The 18,693-nt window shown below is 42.8% G+C and carries 15 protein-coding genes; 2 read left to right on the plus strand and 13 right to left on the minus strand.

Going from position 1 to position 18,693, the window contains the following annotated elements:
- The first annotated feature begins 25 nt into the window (after window positions 1–25).
- Entirely contained in the window at window positions 26–1,219 is a 1,194-nt protein-coding gene (locus tag DUL71_RS27855) for an anhydro-N-acetylmuramic acid kinase (RefSeq protein ID WP_244228855.1), read from the plus strand.
- A 192-nt stretch (window positions 1,220–1,411) separates the two neighbouring features.
- Here DUL71_RS27855 and DUL71_RS27860 read toward each other — a convergent pair whose 3' ends face one another.
- The 12 genes from DUL71_RS27860 to DUL71_RS27920 all read right to left on the minus strand — a co-directional run bounded on the left by DUL71_RS27860 (window position 1,412) and on the right by DUL71_RS27920 (window position 16,108).
- The gene (locus DUL71_RS27860; RefSeq protein WP_112568930.1) at window positions 1,412–1,798 is read right to left on the minus strand and encodes a VOC family protein; all 387 of its coding nucleotides are present in this window, start codon (window positions 1,796–1,798) and stop codon (window positions 1,412–1,414) included.
- 84 nt (window positions 1,799–1,882) lie between these two features.
- Window positions 1,883–2,785: a glycosyltransferase family A protein gene (locus DUL71_RS27865; RefSeq protein ID WP_114941101.1), complete on the minus strand. Its 903-nt coding sequence runs from the start codon at window positions 2,783–2,785 to the stop codon at window positions 1,883–1,885.
- Window positions 2,786–2,905: 120 nt separating this feature from the next.
- Window positions 2,906–4,855, minus strand: a complete 1,950-nt coding sequence (locus DUL71_RS27870) for an OmpA family protein (RefSeq protein ID WP_114941102.1) — start codon at window positions 4,853–4,855, stop codon at window positions 2,906–2,908.
- Window position 4,856: 1 nt separating this feature from the next.
- Window positions 4,857–5,855: a PorP/SprF family type IX secretion system membrane protein gene (locus DUL71_RS27875; RefSeq protein WP_114941103.1), complete on the minus strand. Its 999-nt coding sequence runs from the start codon at window positions 5,853–5,855 to the stop codon at window positions 4,857–4,859.
- Window positions 5,852–7,873, minus strand: a complete 2,022-nt coding sequence (locus DUL71_RS27880) for a T9SS type B sorting domain-containing protein (RefSeq protein WP_114941104.1) — start codon at window positions 7,871–7,873, stop codon at window positions 5,852–5,854. Before DUL71_RS27880 ends, DUL71_RS27875 begins: the two co-directional genes overlap by 4 nt.
- 441 nt (window positions 7,874–8,314) lie before the next feature.
- On the minus strand, window positions 8,315–9,802 hold the full coding sequence (locus DUL71_RS27890; protein WP_114941106.1) for a lipopolysaccharide biosynthesis protein: 1,488 nt from the start codon (window positions 9,800–9,802) through the stop codon (window positions 8,315–8,317).
- Window positions 9,803–10,936, minus strand: coding sequence for a glycosyltransferase (locus DUL71_RS27895; RefSeq protein WP_114941107.1), 1,134 nt, complete (start codon window positions 10,934–10,936; stop codon window positions 9,803–9,805). It lies immediately after the preceding gene.
- 1 nt (window position 10,937) lies between these two features.
- Window positions 10,938–11,705 (minus strand): class I SAM-dependent methyltransferase, encoded by a 768-nt coding sequence (locus DUL71_RS27900; protein WP_114941108.1) that lies wholly within the window; start codon window positions 11,703–11,705, stop codon window positions 10,938–10,940.
- A gap of 56 nt (window positions 11,706–11,761) precedes the next feature.
- On the minus strand, window positions 11,762–12,445 hold the full coding sequence (locus DUL71_RS27905; RefSeq protein WP_114941109.1) for a class I SAM-dependent methyltransferase: 684 nt from the start codon (window positions 12,443–12,445) through the stop codon (window positions 11,762–11,764).
- Between the two features lie 104 nt (window positions 12,446–12,549).
- The gene (locus tag DUL71_RS27910) at window positions 12,550–13,581 is read right to left on the minus strand and encodes a LamG-like jellyroll fold domain-containing protein (protein ID WP_114941110.1); all 1,032 of its coding nucleotides are present in this window, start codon (window positions 13,579–13,581) and stop codon (window positions 12,550–12,552) included.
- A 134-nt stretch (window positions 13,582–13,715) separates the two neighbouring features.
- Window positions 13,716–15,734 carry a M56 family metallopeptidase gene (locus tag DUL71_RS27915; protein WP_114941111.1) on the minus strand — a complete coding sequence of 673 codons (2,019 nt, stop codon included), beginning with the start codon at window positions 15,732–15,734 and terminating at the stop codon, window positions 13,716–13,718.
- Window positions 15,735–15,736: 2 nt separating this feature from the next.
- Window positions 15,737–16,108: a BlaI/MecI/CopY family transcriptional regulator gene (locus tag DUL71_RS27920; protein ID WP_114941112.1), complete on the minus strand. Its 372-nt coding sequence runs from the start codon at window positions 16,106–16,108 to the stop codon at window positions 15,737–15,739.
- A 155-nt stretch (window positions 16,109–16,263) separates the two neighbouring features.
- Here DUL71_RS27920 and DUL71_RS27925 point away from each other — a divergent pair, with 155 nt between their 5' ends.
- A complete protein-coding gene (locus DUL71_RS27925) occupies window positions 16,264–17,667 on the plus strand; it encodes an MBL fold metallo-hydrolase RNA specificity domain-containing protein (protein ID WP_114941113.1) in 1,404 nt (467 codons plus the stop codon).
- Between the two features lie 145 nt (window positions 17,668–17,812).
- Here DUL71_RS27925 and DUL71_RS27930 read toward each other — a convergent pair whose 3' ends face one another.
- Entirely contained in the window at window positions 17,813–18,670 is an 858-nt protein-coding gene (locus DUL71_RS27930; RefSeq protein WP_114941114.1) for an NAD(P)-dependent oxidoreductase, read from the minus strand.
- Window positions 18,671–18,693: the final 23 nt, after the last annotated feature.

Here is an 18,693-nt window from a genome sequence, read left to right on the forward strand (position 1 = left end):
TGTATACAAATTGTAATTTAAGCCTATGATACCCTTGAACCATAACCTGCAACAACTTTTCAACATCGCTCAAAAACCATCGAAAATGGGCATTGGCCTTATGTCGGGTACTTCGTTGGATGGCCTTGATATTGCTTTGTGCAAATTCACCGGCCATGGTTTAAACACCAAATTTGAGTTACAGCAATTTATTACCATCCCCTACCCTGATGAGTTTAAGCAGGAAGTTCAGCAGGTATTTGCAAAGCGCAGTGCCGATCTTGAAAAGGTTACTTTGCTTAATGCTTACATCGGCAGCTATCATGCGGAGCTGATATTGCAAGCTCTTGAACAATGGCGTACCGATCCCAAAAACGTCGATTTCATCGCGAGTCACGGCCAAACTATTTATCATGCCCCTGAACGCTTACATCTGCATAAAAACTATCCTAACACCACCCTGCAAATTGGCGACGGCGATCATATCGCTGTAAAAACGGGGATATTAACCATCAGCGATTTCAGGCAGAAACATATTGCAGCCGGAGGCGAAGGCGCTCCGCTGGCTTTATACGGCGATGTTTTATTAGGCAATAAAACCGGCGAAAACCAAGTTTTGTTAAACATGGGCGGCATAGCCAATTTAACCTGGCTGCCCGGCGATGGCGATTTTAACCGCGTGCTCTGCACAGACATCGGCCCCGGAAATACGCTTATCGATGCTGCCTGTCGCAAATATTTCGATAAGCCTTATGATGAAAATTCGGCTATAGCTTACAGTGGCAATGTGAATGAAGGGTTGTTAACAGCGCTTCTCGCTCATCCATTTTTTAAAGAGAAAGCGCCTAAAACCACTGGACCAGAATTGTTTAATCTGGACATGGTTGCCGAAGCGCAACAACAATCCGGCAGCGGGCAAATTACCAATGAAGATCTTGTTTGTACCTTAAGCGCTTTCACGGCGGCATCCATAGCAGGTTTTATCGAGAACAATATCTCTGGCGATCATATTCAAATTTTCACCAGCGGCGGCGGCGCAAGAAACCCTTTTGTTATTGGTGAATTAAAAAAACTGTTGCCCAGCGTTTTAATAGAGGATAGCAGTTTGTTAGGTATTAATCCCGATGCTAAAGAAGCTATACTGTTTGCTTTGCTTGGAAATGAAGCTTTATGTGGTGAGCCAATCAGCATCGGAACAAACCCGGCGGTGTTGATGGGTAAGTTTTGTTTTCCTATTTAAATAAAAAGGAGGCTCCATCCGGAGCCAAAACACAATTTATATTTTGGCTACAAACATGGTACTCCTACGGAGTTATAAATATAGGTTTTAGACAACTCCATAGGAGTACCATGTTTATAGCTTGATTAAATCAAAATATTTCGGGCTCCATAGGTGCCTCCTATTTAATTTGATTCAACTATATAATTTAAATCAGGCCTCATCAGCAGGCGGTTCCCAAAGCTCAATGCTATTTCCTTCCGGATCGAGGATATGTACAAATTTGCCGTATTCACTTGCCGCAATTTCATCAAGGATGGTAACGCCATCTTTTTTGAGCTCAGCAACCAATCCCTCCAGGTCTTCAACAATATAGTTTATCATAAACTCCTTGGTTGAAGGGGCAAAATAAGTGGTAGTTTCCGGAAAGGGGTTCCAAACAGTGAGCGCGGTTTGATCGGGATCATCGTCTTTTCGCCATTGAAACATGGTTCCATAAGCACTGGTTTTAAAACCAAGCTTTTGGGCATACCATTCATTCAATTGTTTTGGATCTTTACTTTTAAAGAAGATACCTCCAATACCGGTTACTTTTTTCATGGTGGAAATTTGATTTTTAAGACTTAAATATACCTTTTAAATCAAGCCCAACAATAATTCCTAACCGTTTTTGAAAACATTATTTCAGCGGCCCATCTGCTGTTTTACAAAACGCCTAACCCGCTGTAACAGCGTCCCTTTACGATTGGCCAAAAAATGTTTGATAGCCTTATAGGCCTGTTCGTTTTCCTGCAGCACATCCGGAAATTGCGTTACCTGCTTGCGCGCCATTTGTACATGGTACATATCTTCGTTATTGGAATGCACACCGGTACCATCGTGCCCTATATTTTGAATAAGCGACTGCGACGGGTTGAGCGTTAAGCCATTTTTTAAAAAGATAGAGGCATACCACCTGATAGCCCAGGAATTATTTTTACCGGCCTTAAATTGCTCAATTTGTTTCCAGAAATTCATTTTACCTTCTATGGAAAAACGGGCTATTTTGAGGTTATCAAACTGGTCTATCAACTTATCAACATCGGGTTCAAAGTTTTTCCAGGCACGTGCCCAGGTTGCCCAGCCCCAGCTGGTGGCTGCTCGGTAAAAGAAAGTTTCGGGCAGGGTTTTATCATACAGGTTGTACATATACGCGCCAATATGCATTACCTGTTCCTGGTTGGCGTACTTAGCCAACGCATCGTTAAAATACTGCAGGGTATAGGGCGATGATAACAGATCATCTTCAAACACAATCACCTTACCATACTCATATACCAATTGCGTTACCCCACTAATAATGGACTCGGCCAAACCAAGGTTATGTTCACGCACGATAACCTTTACCGACTTAAATCCGCTTACGTCATTCACCAGTTGCCTCACCTGTTCAACCTTTGGCCTATCGGCATCGGTTTTGGCCGCGTCACAAAAAATATACAGGCGCGATTCGTCGGCCAGTAAATTTTGTTGTAAATAACTGATAGTACGGCGGGTATGGTCGGGCCGGTTATAAACAAAAAGGGCTATCGGAGCAATATTTTGCATGGTTTGATTTCAGCAGACAGGGTATTGAAATTAAATGCCCCGCATATAGCAGGGCATCTAATTGTAAAGACAAAATTATACTATAACCTCGCCATCGCCAACAAATAAAATAATTTGTTTTTAGTCTGCCGATTTTACAGTAAACGTGGTACGGCGGTTAAGCTGCCTGCCCTCGGGATTATCCTTACCGTTTGGCAGTTTATTTGGAGCTATAGGCATTCTCTTTCCATAACCTTTAGCTTTGATGCGTGATGATTTAATGCCTTGCAATAAAAGGTAATCAACGCATGCCTCGGCCCGGGCCTGCGATAATTTCAGGTTCCAGGCATCCCCACCTACGCCATCGGTATGTGAACCAAGCTCAATCTTTATTTTGGGGTTATCGTTCATAATGGCAACAAGTTTATCCAGCGTGCTATATGAATCGGCCCGGAGATGGGCGTTACCAAAATCAAAGTAAATATTATCAATAACTATTTGCACATTAACTTTATAGTTCTGCAAACAGATATCGGGATTGATGAGTGTATCAATACCCGGCCTTACTATTGGAGCCGGTACAACTTTAGTGAAATATCCTTTTTGTGAGATCTCCAATTTATAGCTTGGCAATTTTTCTTTCACCTGGAAAACATAGTCGCCTTTTTCATCGGTAACTTTGGCAACCAGGCCCATTTTCACATTCGGGTCTTTCAAGATCACCCTCGCGCCGGCCATACCGGTATTACTACGGCAGTCGATAACCCGGCCACTGATGTATAAAAACTGGTACTGACCGGTGAATAAGCTTAAACAGCAGTCGGAACCGCGTGCCGAGCTCAGGTAAAATTTATTGGCATTGTTTGGGTCGATGCTGTAATACAGATCGTCTTTAGATGAATTAACAGGATAGCCCAGGTTAACCGGGGCCGACCAATGACCAAAATCACCGTCGCTACGGTAAACATCAAAACCGCCCATGCCTATAAAACCGTTCGAGCTAAAGAACAATACCTTATCCGGACCATCATAATATGGTGATTGTTCATCATAAGGTGTATTTACAACATCGCCTAAATTGCTTACTGTTTTTGGTTGCCCGGCATCATCCAGGTTACTTTCCCAGATGTCATCGCCACCTTCGCCGCCAGGCCTGTCTGATGAGAAGAACAGACGTTTACCATCGGCACTAACAAAAGGATGTTTAGAATTATAACCTTCGGCGTTAACCGTATTATTTAACCTAACTGGCTGCTGCCATTTGCTGTTTACCAATTGACTTAAGTAAATAGCAGAAACCGTTTTCCCATTCTTTTTATACCAGCGGGTGAGGTACATTTTGGTACCGGTACCGTCAAGAGCAGGTGTGGCATATTCAATCTGCCCTTCTTTATCAAATACATTAAAGTTTGTAGCAAGGGCTTTTGTTGAGTCTAAAATGGCCGAGCTGTAAATCCGGTTCGTATAAAATTTATCCTTATCAACCATCCGCGATGAGGTAAACCAATATCGCCCTAAATTTACGGTGAGGGCATAATCGCCCTGATCTTTATTCAGGAATACCAATGGCGATACATCAACAGCACGCGGGTGCTCCATTTGCTTCAGGGCGTACTCGCAGGAAGTGATTTCCTTATTAGCCAACGCGGTGTATTTAGGGTCCTGGTTAACACCTGCAAATTGCCTCAACTGCAGCAGGGCCTCATCATATTTACCGTTTGCTTGCAGGCAGATCCCATACCAAAGCGGCGTTAAAGGATATTTTTCAACAGATCCTTCATTACTCATCCGGGTGTACCAGATAGTGGCGTCGGTAAAATCTTTATACAAACGATATGATTCGGCCAATTGATAGATAATGTATTGATTGGCTGCACTTTTTTTAGAACTGCTTTTTGTGTTTGATACCAAAGGCACGCTGTTCTTTGATTCGGCAGAGGTGCCATCAATTAGGTGCTTATAGTAATAGGCCGCGGTATAATATTCGTGCCTGTTAAAGGCGGTATCGGCCAGGGTCTTGTAATTTTTCGCCTGTCCAAATGAAACCGCCGGAAAAAACGATAATAAAAAATAAGGTAATAGTTTTTTCATATTATATCCTTGGGCAAATTGGGGCCGGAGAATCAGTATAGCGGCTAAATATGTAACTTATTGACAATTCAAACCCACCACGACCAGATGTAACAGCGCGAAGGCCTGAAGTATTAAAATCATAGCTGGCCCCAATAACCATTTGGCGCAGGTGATAGCCAATGTTGGCAATAGCGGCATCCTGTAAACGCACCATGCCGCCAAGTACAAGCCCGTTATCATCAGAAAACTTCAGCTCAGAGTATACGCCTCCCGCTTTGATCTCTCCTTTACCCTGCTTGATATAAACAATGTTGGGGATCAGGTCAAAAAAGTCAGAAGCCTTTATGCGGATACCGCCGTGTGCTGTAAATCGTATTGGTAATTTGCTGTTAATACCGCCTGCAGCAAAAGGATCTGTTACATCATTGATGTGGTTGACGCTAAGCCCGCCAAAAAAATTGGCTTTGTTCATCGGGTCGGCATTGTAATAATAGATTCCGGCACCGGCATCAAATACTGTTTTTGACGAATAGCCAAAATTCTCGTAATTGGGCAGCGTTGGGTCGTAACCGGTATTGGGATCATACTGATTATCTGACTGAAGTTTATTAGGATCAAAACTGCGACTGATAACTCCAGCCTGCAAACCGAAATGTAAGCGCTGGTTACCATCATCCGAAAGCTTTATGCCATAACCAAATGAACCATAAGCCGTAAAGTAATTATATCCGGCTGTACCTGCCTTTTGATCAAGCACATTAAAGCCGATTCCAACTTTATCATTCGGTTTAAAATCGGCAGATACACCAGCTGTACGGTAACCGTTGTTAATGTTAGTCCATTGATCCCTGAAGTTGGCCGACAAGCGCGTATCGCCATCAAAAACGCCTGTAAGCGCCGGGTTTAGCCAAAGCGGATAAGCGTAAAACTGTGAAAAATGCGGATCAACCTGCGCCTTCACTTTTCCTGCAACTGCCAACTGCAGCGCTATGGTAATAATAAGTAGTGCTTTCTTCATCGTAATAGCGTAATTGTTCCTTTTTTAGTCAATTGCGCCCCATTATTCATTGTTGCTTTTAAATAGTATACATACACGCCCACCGGCATCAATGATCCTTTAAAATAACCATCCCATCCTTTATTAACATCGGTTGATGTAAACAGCAACTGGCCCCACTGATCATACACGTAAAATGAAAGTGTGCTGATATTTTTGCCATGTACGTAGATGACATCGTTATTCCCGTCGCCATTGGGGGTAAAATTATTGGCCACGTATATGATATTGTTATTGTCGATAGTGGTAGCCGTAACAGCCGCCGAGGCCTCACTAAGGGTACATGATGTAGCGCCCAAAGCCTTAACCGTAATTGTTACCGGCTGATTAACATCAAGATTGCTTACCGTATGCGTTAAACCGTTACTACCCGAGCTTGGGGCAGTATAAGTTAAACCGTTATCGGTACTTACCTGGTAGCTGGTAGCGCCATTTACCGTGCTCCAGTTAAAGGTTACACTTGATGATGTAACATCGCCAACTGTCACCACAGGTGCATCAAGCGGCTTGGTCATTTGTACCTGCACCGGGGTTCTTCCGTTGGTATTACATCCGGCAGTATTTGTTGCTTCTACGTAGTAAGTTTTTGCTGCGCTCAACTTAGCGGTAACATAAGTATTGCCTTTAGCAAGCAAAGTACCACCGGTAGGTGCATCATACCAGGATAAAACTGCTGCCGCATCTGAAGATGAAGCGGATAAGGTAGCCGTTGTGCCCGGGCAGATACTGGTACCTGTACTGTTTACAGTGACTACCGGTAAGCCAACCACAGATAAGCTCACAGTACCACGCGACGCAGAAACACAACCTGTTGTATTAACAGCCTCCACATAAAACTTTATTCCTCCCGTTACATTATTAAGGGTATAGCCGGCTCCTGTATGTATAATATTAGGATCGGTTGGACTACCATACCAGTTATAAACAACACCGCTTTGAGCATTTTGAACGGTAAGTGTAGCTGCAGAACCGGTACACGCGGTAACTATGCTTTGAGCAAACGCCGGAACATCAGGAGCAGGAGTAACTGTTACCTGCACGGTTGTTAACTGACTGCTGCAAGTACCGTTTGATGCTTCTACATAATACTTTGTGCTGGCAAATAAAACCGGTGTTGTAAAAGATTCACCTGAACCCACCAATGTATTCTTAGCCGGCGAATCGTACCAGTAATATTTTGCCGCACCCGGTGGCGAGTCTAACGTTATCACAACAGAAGTGCCGTAACAAGTGCTTATAGCTTTGGTTAAAGGAGGTGGCGGTTGAGGAGCCGGAGAAACCTTAAATACAACCACATTACTGACTAACGATGTGGTACAAGCACCGGATGTAACTACACGGCGATAATAAATATCACCGCTCAATGTTGGCGGGTCGTAGTTTTTGGATGTTGCCCCGGCAATATCGGTAAATGTTATGTTATCTGTTGATGATTGCCACTGATAAGCATAGGTGCCATCACCGCCTGCAGCTGTAGTACCGGTAATAGCAGTAGGGTTTCCGGTAGTACAAAACTGGGTAACAGCCGGTGCCGAAATAGAATTATTTGTAACCGCGCTTATAGGCCTCACTGTTACATCATAAAATGAATCAAAAGTGACAACGCCACTCGTAGTAATTTGCCTGCGCAAACTATAAACAATACTGGTTGCAGCAGTGTTAGTAAGTGAAGATGTGATATAATCTTTCAGGGTATTGGTAGATGGCGCGCTAACCCAGCTACCACCACGGTTTATTTGCCAGAGATAACTATCGGGCGTTGGGGTTTTTACATCACCGTTTAGTACGGCAGCGGCAGCAGAACAAATAGTTATGGCCTGTAGCGGAGCCGGGGTTAAATTATCAGAGTTCAGTCGCGAATCCGTAATACGCTTCGCTTTATTGATTTCAGGTGCGGATACCCGGCTAAAACCAACTAAAGGTAAAAAGAACAGGCAAAACATTGCCCATAAAAAAGTTTTATACAAGCGAATAGGCATTAGGGTGCATAGCTTAAATTAACGGATAATGATAATAATTATCCTTCACATTATTAAATTTTCAAAATATTTTAACCTGTAACAACAACATTTTAAAGCCAGTCAAAAATGATTTAACTCAATCAATCAGGGGTCAATAAAATATTAAATTGTTAATCCAGGCTGCATTAATGCCGGCACAGCGCAACGGCATTTGATCTCTTTTACGGGATAATCAATTATAATGTTCAATTTATCAAGAACTTTTAAAAAGTGTAAGAGAAAAAACCGGCTCATATACTTATGTATTGCCTGTTTTTTATAGATCGGTAAATGCTGCCAGGCCAACAATGTAAATGGCATAACCTTGATGTATAAGCGTACAAATAAGGTTTGTGCAAAGATTTTGCTCATGTAATTTATTGCGATAGGTTAGGTTATTTAGTACTCAACGCGTCCTGGTTATACTTTTTTCAGGATGCGATCAAATATAACATTAATATCTTCTGAAATTTTTAAAACATAGGCAAAAAATACGTACACCACACCAACTATGGCCGAGCGGTAAACCATATCTAAAACCACATTTTTTAACTGCGGTAGATAAAGCCCTATCAACAGACAAACCGTAAATATCAATAATATATACAAATGAGCTTTCGCGAAAGGTTGCAGATTAAACTTGATTTTGATAAACAACCAATAGGCAAAATTTAGCGCAAACATGGTAACGAGGTAAGATACGGCGGCTCCCATCATACCCATGCGCGGGATTAATATCCAGTTTGATACCACACAAAGCACTACTGCCGAAACGATAAAAACAGTAGTAAGGCGATAATATTTAGATACGTTCATGATATAACCGTTCAGGCCACCTGTCATATCAACCAAAAATGCTACGCCTACCACAATAAACACATTAAAATATGGGGCGTAATCATGTTTGTGCAATAGCATTACAATAAACTGCCTGTTGATAACCAGACCTATAAATAGCAAGCAGCCGATAAGCATTTGCACTACCGACGTTTTGTAGTAGATTTTACCAATTTTAGCTATATCATTGGTAACCCATGATTGTGCTATGATCTGCAAAGAAGTACGACTGAGCGCCTTCGCCGGCAAGCTGATAACTACGGCGATGGCGAAAAAAGTACCATAGATGCCAACGAAAACAAACGACTGTTTGGTAAGCAGGCTCAGCATCAGCGTATCCAGATTCTGGATCATTACAAATGAACTGCCGCTCAATACTGTGAAAAAGCCATAACTGAGAAATGTTTTTCGTTCACTGATCAATTGTATACTAACGGCTGAAAACCTAAAATGCCGGCCTTTGGCTATATAAGTAAGCAACAGCAGTACAGCTACAAGGTTAGCAATTATGTATATTATTAAAAAAACATGATAATCGATCAGTTTAAGAGCAATCAATAAAACTCCTGCAGTTGTAAACAAACGCAACCCCACCTCGCGTAAAAACGAAGAAAGTACATTTTTAAATACCGTGAGTGCCATGTTTTCAAGCACGGAGAATACCATGACCAGGAACGATAATGGAATCAGGTAGTAAAAATATTCGGTGAGCAGCGGACCACCATCTTTATCTTTGTAGTGACTTACAATAGAATCTTTAAAAACTACAAAAAGCACAGTGAAAACAACAAAACCAACCAGGCTCCATACGGCAACAAAAGATGCAAATCCCCCGTGTTTTTTATCTTCACTTCGATAGTACGGAAAATATTTAAGAATGATATTACCAATCCCCAACCCGGCAAACTGGGCATAAAGTAACGAGATAGTGGTTGTCATTAAATTAAAAAAACCGATCTCCTCGATGGTGAGGATCCGCTGAAAAAGAATGATCAAATTAAAGAAACCCAACGCAACCCCGGCATAAAGTATGAGGCTGTTAAAAAATCCCTGTTTTTGTAATAGGTTCATTTAGTTCGCTTTACTATTGATGCTGTTCTGGATAATATGATCAAGCAAAGCTATACGCAGGTTAATATCGTAATTGTCAATCATGTGGTTTCGCGCAGCTTTACCCATTTGCACGGCCAGTTCAACAGATTCTGCCAGGGTTATCATTCGTTCGGCCATTCCGGTTATATCATACTCATCAACCAGGAAACCTGTTTCGCCGTCAACAACAGCTTCCTTAATTCCTGAATGCCGGGTTGAAACCACTGGAAGCCCAGATGATGATGCTTCTAATACGGTAACCGGGGTCCCTTCTTTATCGCCATTGGCGGCAGTAACCGAATGTTGTACAAATGCCCGCATGCGTTTCATCAAATCCCTGATCTCTTCCGGCTTTAATACCCCGGTAAGTGTAATTTGCTCGTTAAGCCCAAGTTCCACAATCAGTGCTTTAGTTTCATCAAACAGCGGGCCGCCGCCTGCCATCCAAAGCCTCGCATCCGGATGCTGTTCAAGGACGATCTTAAATGCTTTAACTAATGATTGAGGGGATTTTTTCTCCACAAAACGCCCTACAAATAAAAAATCTTTGGCCGAGGCCGATATATCAAGCAGCGGAAAAGCGGCGGTATCCACGCCGCATGAAGCGGTATATACCTTATCGGCAGGCGCTCCCATTTCTTTCAGTGTAACTGCCATATCTACCGACACAGCAATGAAAGCGCTCGCGTACCTGAAAGCCTGCTGGTAAAGTTCGGCATAGGCGGCAACTGTATCACGATGATAAACATCGGCCCCATGAAAATGGATAATGAGCGGAACGCCGGCCATTTTGCAAGCTTCTGTAACCGATGCGCCAACCATGCCGTATTCGGCAAAAACAGCGTCTATTTTATTTGCTTTGAGATATTTATACAGGGCACGGGTACGTACCCTGATATTTTTCTTTTTAAAAATCCGCTTTTGGATCAGATAACTCAGCAGACCCAGTTTTGAACGGATCAGTGTTTTTCCCTCATGGTCATACAAAGGGAAGGCACCGCCGTACAGCACTTTTTTATTCCCGGCCAGGCCATCTATATGCGCCTGAATGAAGGTTTCGGAAAAAGCGGACTTATTGGGCTTTATGATACATAAGTTATATGACCCGCTCATATCAACCTAACTTTTTGCGGACATAATACCGGCGGAAGAAGCTGCCTAATTTATAAACAGCCTTATTAAAGATCCTCCTGCTACGTTGAGATGCGGTTACCGGTTTCGGATGAAAAAACGCAGCCTCGAAATCGTCATTTTTTTCCAATACGATGTGCGCGTAGTCGCCTACGTTCCACACGTTTTTAAGTTCGTAAAAAATCACTTCGGTGCCTGTATCTGCGGCCAGCTTGCCAATAACATCAAAAGAGATATGCTCATCAACCGGCTGCATGGTTTCCGGCTTATTCACCAACGACCATTTTAAGTTTGCCGGTGTAGGCACAGTTAAAATGATGCGGCCTTTGTTCCGTAAAATTTTGGCAAGTGCCGCGTGAACAGCAGGCCTGTCGGTAACGGCAATGTGCTCATATACATCCATGAAAATGATCAGGTCGAACTGCTCATTAAAAGTATCAGTGGTAAGGATGCTTTCCTTAAAATTTAGTTTGCTGTCGCCAAAAAGCTTTTGCGCAATCTGGATAGACATGGTGCTGATATCAATACCTGTAATAACGGCATCAGGCCAGTATTTACGCATCCGCGAACAAATATTGCCCATACCACAACCTACTTCTAAAACGCGGGCCGGGCTTGATGGCGTAAAACGCTTAATGGTATCCCACCCAAACTCAATACGGGGATTAACTACAATATAATCATTAAGCTTGTTTTTAACGTGCTCATCATAATAAGACACTACATTTTCGCGGTTTGGAGTTTCAATCATTACAGATACAGAGTATATAAAGCTATGCTTTGCAGGTACAAAGTTAATAAATAATATTAAAGGGGCTTTTGGGCAACAATAACATAGATAGCGCCGTCGCGATCACGTTGCGCCTGTGTGTTTATTCTGTTAAACAGGCCAATCATAGCCTGCATTACCAAAGCAAAAGGGGGAATTAAAAATTTAGGCAATTTAACGGCAATACCATCCTGAAAAAGTTGCAGGCCACTTGCCGCCAAACCCATAATACCAAAAAATGAATTGATCTTAAACCCTTCGGCTTCGATGGTTTTACGTAAACCAGCACTTGTCCACCTCCAGTAATCATTAGGCGTTGGATGATAAAACCAGTAACCATGTGTGGTAATAATAGCCGAACCTCCGGGTTTCAAAATACGCATGGCCTCCTGTAAATAACCTGATGGGGTATCTACGTGTTCAAGCACCTGGTTACTAAGCACAATGTCGCAATAATTATCGGGCAGGGTAGTTTTACTGTCGAAGCCGATATGATGCTCGGCCTTGGGGTTCATTTCCAGGTCGATACCCAGGTATTTGCCTACTATCGGGTCAATCAATTCGCGGTATGGCATATCACCACAGCCAAAGTCGGCAAGCAGTAATGTTTTATTATCGGCGGTAAGTTGTTTTACTATTTCGATGGTTTTATCCCTCAGTTGTGAAAGGGATACATAGCGCGTGTGAAAAACAGAGGGATATAATCGGTCGTTACCTTTCATGCGGCTAATTTAATAGTTTTACTTAGCTTTTCATGCGCCGGTTTTAAAGCAAAACAGGTTTCCCCGCATGAGGAAACCTGTTTTAACCTACCGGTTAAGTTGTATTAATACACAGCTTTATAAAGCTTTTTAATTTCTTTGTCGGATAGAGCCCTGTCATATAAACGCATGTCATCCAACGCACCTTTCAGGAAATATCCCGGAGAAGGAACATCAGGATTATCCCTGCCGATATAAGCATCGGCCGTTATGGTTATATTTGGCGAAGCAATTCCGTTAAATGTAATGTCTTTCACGCCATCAATATAAAGCGCTAAAGTGTGGGTAGGATAATTATATACCGTGGTTATCATATGCCAGGCGTTTAACGAAACCATTCCCTGAGTAAGCGTTAATAGTGGGCTGTTATTCTCATTAAATGTTAGCAATCCTAAACCACCCTGACCGGTTGCAACGAAATCATATCCCGAAATAGACATATTCCACCCGTTGCCCAATTCAGGAATCCTTTTGTCAATGATCTGTGAAGCGAATGAATAGTTATAAACATCAAGCTTCACCCAGGTAGAAATGGTAAAATCAGTATGCGACAGTCGCAGTGTCTGTTTATCCTTAACCACAATATAACTGCTGTAACCATTAAAATAATAGGCCCCGTTGGCATTGCCAAACCTATCGGCAACTTGCGTTAAATTATATCCGAAGCCATTATTACCATTGCCGGATACGTCGGCAGTGTTAGCCCCGAAAGGGTAATAGGCTATCATACCCACCGTAAGGCTATCCTTTACTGTTACGGTGCAACTTATTGATTTTGTTTTTTCGGCGTTACTGACAGAAACCTTTGAACTGCCTTCTTTCTTTGCTGTAATTCGTCCTAATTGGCTAACGGATGCTACTGAGGTATCTGATGATACCCAAACAAGCTTTGTTGTGTCAAAATTTATTGGCCTGACTTTTACATCCAATTGTATAACCTGATCGGTATACATGGTAAGTGTATCTCTCAAAGAAATTTCTTTAAGGGTTTTGGTGCTGTCTGTTACCGGTTTAGGCTGATCTGTAAGTTTGGTGCAGGATGTGTGTGCAAACGCAAATGCTACCACCAGTAGTAATAGAGGATAAAGTTTCTTCATGTGATAAGGTTATATTTTCAATTACAAATATAAACAAATCTATTCACATCAAAACTCCAAAAAACGTTGTGCTGCTGGTATAACATTTTGTAAATAAATTACTTTGCAGCGTATGCAACTTCATCCTGCTAATATCAATTGTTCTTGATAACAGCTCCTTTTATAACGGTACCTTCCGCTGCTTTCCTTTTTGCTTCGGCCTTGGTAGTGATCTGTATAACACCGTTTGCACCCCGCTCACCGTAAATAGCGGTTGCGTTTTTATCCTTCCAAACAGTAATGCTTGAAATATCATCGGGGTTAATATTTTTGAGGACAAACGATTTTGACTGGGTTACACCATCAATAACATATAACGGCTGTGCCCCATTTTCAAAACCATCCCGTATTGAAAATGTAGCCCTGCTTGAATCTCTCCGTATCTGCGCCGCCAGTGAAGACGTATTTGAATCTCCGGTTACAACAGCACCGGTTTTATTTTCACCGGGCTTAGTGGGTGTGCCGCCAGCAAGTGTAAAACTTATTGGCACGCTATATTGTACCCTTACAGCACGACCGTTTTGAGTACCGGGTTTCCATTCGGGAGACAACTTCAGCACTCTTATTGCTTCTTCATCACAGCCATAACCTATTCCTCTCAGAACTTTGAAATCAGACAAAGAACCATCTTTTTCAACAACAAAAGTAGCAACCACCCGGCCCTGGATATTTTTTTCACGGGCATCTTTAGGATACCTGATATTAGTTGCCAGAAACTTACCAAACGCGTTTATCCCACCTTTAAACTCCGGCACCTGCTCAACTGCTGTAAATACCTGATCGGAACCGGGTTGAGCCGACGCTATTGAGAATTTTGCAGGTGTAGTAGTCTTTATGGTATCCTCGTCAGCGGCAAGTTTAAAACTGATAGGTACCGAATATTGAGTCCTCACCGTACGATTACCCTGCATGCCAGGTTTCCAGTTAGGCGATAATTTTATCACCCTTAAAGCTTCATTGTTCAGATCATCGGTAATGCCCCTTACTACCTTTTCATTTGAAAGCGCACCATCCCTTTCAACAACAAAAGTGATGATCACCCTGCCCTGGATCTTTTGCGCGCGGGCGTTAGCAGGATATCTGAGATTACTTTGAAGGAATTTACTGAAAGCCTGTAGTCCTCCCGAAAATTCGGGCACTTTTTCAACCGAAGTATAAATAGGTGTAGTATCAGCTGCAGCTACATTGTGCTTTTCAGCACGGATTGGTTCATCAATGGTAATTTCTGTTACCTTACTGGCCGGGGTTGAAAAAACCTTATCAGCTTTAGTATTGATAACTGAAATAGCATCACTGTTATTAATAGTTGCTGATGAGAGGACCATCATCAAAATAAACAATGGGGCCGAAAGCCCATATTTAGCCAGCGATATCCGGTGCGATTTATTTTTCTGCAGCATAATAATGCGTTCTTTTAATAAGCTTTTATTAAAAAATGAATTAACCAGGCCATGGGTTGGCGTATTAAAGGTTTGGCTTAAGAGCAGCATGGCGTAGTCGGCCTTGTCGGTACCGGCTTCAACCGCATGCCTGTCGGCAATAAATTCATGGATATGCTTTATAGCCCTGCGATAGAAATACACTATCGGGTTAAACCAGTTAATGATCATCACCAGCTCAATTAAAAGCACATCGGCCGAGTGCCATTGTTGGGCATGCACATCTTCGTGCGTGGCGATGGCTTCGTTAACTTCACCATCGGCATTTAGTTTTACGGTCTTGAAAAAGGAATAAGATACCTGAGGCTCAGGCTGGCTGATCACTTTTTTTAGCTTAAACAGCTGCCATACCAATCTTGCCGACAAAAACACTATACCCGCTACATACACCAAAAACAGGATCTCGCCTATACTCACCGGCGATTCTTCTATCGGTTTAAAGTTGTAAACAGCCACCGGGCTGCTGTACAGCGTGTATTTCACCTGCTGGGTAATAAAAAGATTTTGTACCCAGCTGGCCTGAATAACGGGTATCATAAATGACAACAGGGCGGCGCTTACCAGGTAAAGCCTGTTAAGCTGAAAAAAGGTTTCTTTTCGGAGCAAAAGCACATAAAACCCGTAAAACAGCAACAGGTATATGTTTACCAGTAATAAATATTGCCACCAGTTCATAATTATCTTTCTTTAAGTTTTTCAATCAGTTTCATGATCTCATCGGCCTCTTTCAGGTCGATCTTTTCTTTCTTTACAAAAAACGAAAGCATGCGGTTAACAGAGTTATCAAAATAGCCGCTCAGCAATTTATCGGCAGCAAAATTCTGATACTGCTCCTTGCTGATCACCGGGTGATATTCATGACTTTTACCAAATGCCTCATGACCAACAAAGCCCTTGGTTTCCAGGATCCGGATAATTGTCGACACGGTATTATAAGCGGGCTTGGGCTCAGGTAACTGCTCGATAACGTCTTTAACATACCCTTTTTTTAATTGCCAGAGCACTTGCATGATCTGCTCTTCGGCGCGGGTTAACTCTTTAATTTCCATGTGCGTGCTTTTAAATTAATACCTCGTGTATTAATATATTTAATTGGTTAAACTAAGGTAAGGGACATATTTCAAATTTGCAACTAAATTTTTAGTTATTAATTTCCTAAACTTTAAATCACCATATTCGTTGTGTTGATCACATCCAATTATACATGAATATAACCTTCCATGGTGCTGCCCGTAATGTTACCGGTAGCAAGCATTTACTCCGTTTAAACGACGGTACCAGCATATTATTAGATTGCGGCATGTTTCAAGGCCTTGGAGAACAAACCGAAGAAATGAACGAACATTTTGGTTTTAATCCTAAAGGTGTTACGCACATGATCCTGTCGCACGCGCATATTGACCATTGCGGTTTAATCCCAAGGTTAGTTGCCGAAGGTTTTGACGGAAACATCTACTGTACATCGGCCACTATGGACCTTACGCGGATCCTGTTGCTTGATTCTGCAAAAATTCAGATGCAGGATGCCGAATATAGCAACAAGCACCGCGCCCGCAAAGGCCTGCCCCTGCTTTCGCCTTTATATACCGAGGATGATGTAATGGAAGCCCTGCGCCTGTTCAAGATTGTTGAATATGGTGAGGAGTTTGCCATTACCCCCGCCGTGAAATTTAATTTTACTGATGCCGGACATATTTTAGGCAGCGCCGCAGTGCATATCACCGTAACCGAAAACGGTAAGGACACATACATTACCTTCAGTGGCGATGTTGGCCGGTACGGCGATTTGTTGCTGAAAAGTCCGCAAACTTTTGAGCAGGCCAATTATATTTTACTGGAATCAACCTACGGCGATTCGCTGCATAAAGACCTCGGACCTATCGAGGAATCGCTACTTGAAGTTATTAAACAAACCTGCCAGGTAAAGGGCGGCAAGGTAATTATCCCGGCATTCAGCGTTGGCCGCACGCAGGAATTACTGTATGCCTTAAACAGCCTGGAACTGAAAGGTACCTTACCGGATATTCCTTATTATGTAGATAGCCCGCTGTCGGAAAAGGCTACGCAGGTATTGATGAACCACCCAGAGGTTTACAATAAAAACGTGCAGGAAGTTTTAAAAACCGATGCCAATCCTTTTGGATTTAAAGGCCTGAAATTTATTGAAAGTGTGGAAGAGTCAAAGGCGTTGAATAACGATCCGCGTCCGTGCGTTATCATCTCCTCGTCGGGCATGGCCGAAGCCGGGCGGGTAAAACATCACATCAAAAACAATATCAACAACCAAAAGAACACCATTTTAATGGTAGGCTATGCGGAACCAAATTCGTTAGGCGGACGCTTATTACGCGGCGATCATGAGGTGCATATTTTTGGCGATATGTACGAGGTTAAAGCCGAAGTACGTTCCATCAAATCCATGAGTGCCCATGGCGATTATGATGACCTGCTTCATTTTCTGGCCTGCCAGGATCCAGCATTGGTGAAAACCGTTTTTCTGGTTCATGGCGAGTATGACGTTCAGCAACATTTTGCCGGGAAACTAAAAGAACATGGGTTCAGGCATATTGAAATACCTTATCAGCATCAAAAGATAGTTTTGGAGTAGGTAGTCATCCCTCGAAGAACGACGAAACCATGTCATTGCGAGGAGGAACGACGAAGCAATCGCATACTATACAGGGCGGACATGCCTCCGTGCGATTGCCGCGCTTCGCTCGCAATGACATTTTTTTATAGTGATCTTCTATCCTTTACCCCTTCCTCACCTGCTTTATCACCGCAATGATATCCTCTTCACCAAACGCGGCTTCGGCATCCTGATAGGTTTGATAGGCGGTTTCGCCAAGCGGAGTAGCCAAACCCAGGTCTTTGGCCAGGCGCAGATCCTTAGTGATATGCTTTAGGGCAAAAGCCGCACTATAATTATCATTAACAATAGCATCCCCCTTTATTTTGATGAACGGGCTACCTAAAGCACTGTTACCAATCAGCGTTGTCAGCGCTTCTGCATCGATGCCGTTTTGTTGTGCCAGCGTTACTGTTTCGGCAAGGCCTTGTGCAACAATACCCAACAAGGTGTTAATTGCCAGTTTGGCCACGTTGCCTGCGCCGGTATCGCCAACCAGCATTACCAGTTTGCCCATTTTTTCGAGAATAGGTTTCGCCTGCTCAAATGCACTTACTTCGCCCCCCGCCATAATCACAAGCATGGCATCCTCCGCCTGTTTTACACTGCCTGATACCGGCGCATCCAGGTAATGATTACCCTGAGCTTTGGATGCTGCAGCCATCTCCTTGCTTATGGCCGGTGAAACAGTACTCATGTTAATGATGATCCTGCCACTCACTTTCGCGGCCAGCAAACCTTCGTCGCCGGTAAAAATATCCTTGATGGCCTTATCATCAGATACCATTACAAAAACAACATCAGTATCATTTAATAACAACGCTGGCGATGCGGCCGTACCGATGCCCTGGGCTTTAAATCCCTCTTCCTTGTCCTTACTGCGGTTATAAACGCTGAGTGGATACCCGGCCTTAATCAATTGCTGCGACATGGGGACGCCCATTTTACCCAAACCAATCCATCCTATTTTAACTGTATTCATGATAGCTATTTTGTTTTTAATTT

The sequence above is a fragment of the Mucilaginibacter endophyticus genome (assembly GCF_003351025.1).
GTDB classification, from domain to species: domain Bacteria; phylum Bacteroidota; class Bacteroidia; order Sphingobacteriales; family Sphingobacteriaceae; genus Mucilaginibacter; species Mucilaginibacter endophyticus.

Coding starts and splice junctions, on each gene's coding strand:
- DUL71_RS27925 (WP_114941113.1), top strand. CDS start 16,264: ATGAATATAACCTTCCATGGTGCTGCCCGTAATGTTACCGGTAGCAAG.
- DUL71_RS27890 (WP_114941106.1), bottom strand. CDS start 9,802: ATGAACCTATTACAAAAACAGGGATTTTTTAACAGCCTCATACTTTAT.
- DUL71_RS27895 (WP_114941107.1), bottom strand. CDS start 10,936: ATGAGCGGGTCATATAACTTATGTATCATAAAGCCCAATAAGTCCGCT.
- DUL71_RS27930 (WP_114941114.1), bottom strand. CDS start 18,670: ATGAATACAGTTAAAATAGGATGGATTGGTTTGGGTAAAATGGGCGTC.
- DUL71_RS27860 (WP_112568930.1), bottom strand. CDS start 1,798: ATGAAAAAAGTAACCGGTATTGGAGGTATCTTCTTTAAAAGTAAAGAT.
- DUL71_RS27855 (WP_244228855.1), top strand. CDS start 26: ATGATACCCTTGAACCATAACCTGCAACAACTTTTCAACATCGCTCAA.
- DUL71_RS27870 (WP_114941102.1), bottom strand. CDS start 4,855: ATGAAAAAACTATTACCTTATTTTTTATTATCGTTTTTTCCGGCGGTT.
- DUL71_RS27920 (WP_114941112.1), bottom strand. CDS start 16,108: ATGGAAATTAAAGAGTTAACCCGCGCCGAAGAGCAGATCATGCAAGTG.
- DUL71_RS27905 (WP_114941109.1), bottom strand. CDS start 12,445: ATGAAAGGTAACGACCGATTATATCCCTCTGTTTTTCACACGCGCTAT.
- DUL71_RS27910 (WP_114941110.1), bottom strand. CDS start 13,581: ATGAAGAAACTTTATCCTCTATTACTACTGGTGGTAGCATTTGCGTTT.
- DUL71_RS27880 (WP_114941104.1), bottom strand. CDS start 7,873: ATGCCTATTCGCTTGTATAAAACTTTTTTATGGGCAATGTTTTGCCTG.
- DUL71_RS27915 (WP_114941111.1), bottom strand. CDS start 15,734: ATGAACTGGTGGCAATATTTATTACTGGTAAACATATACCTGTTGCTG.
- DUL71_RS27875 (WP_114941103.1), bottom strand. CDS start 5,855: ATGAAGAAAGCACTACTTATTATTACCATAGCGCTGCAGTTGGCAGTT.
- DUL71_RS27865 (WP_114941101.1), bottom strand. CDS start 2,785: ATGCAAAATATTGCTCCGATAGCCCTTTTTGTTTATAACCGGCCCGAC.
- DUL71_RS27900 (WP_114941108.1), bottom strand. CDS start 11,705: ATGATTGAAACTCCAAACCGCGAAAATGTAGTGTCTTATTATGATGAG.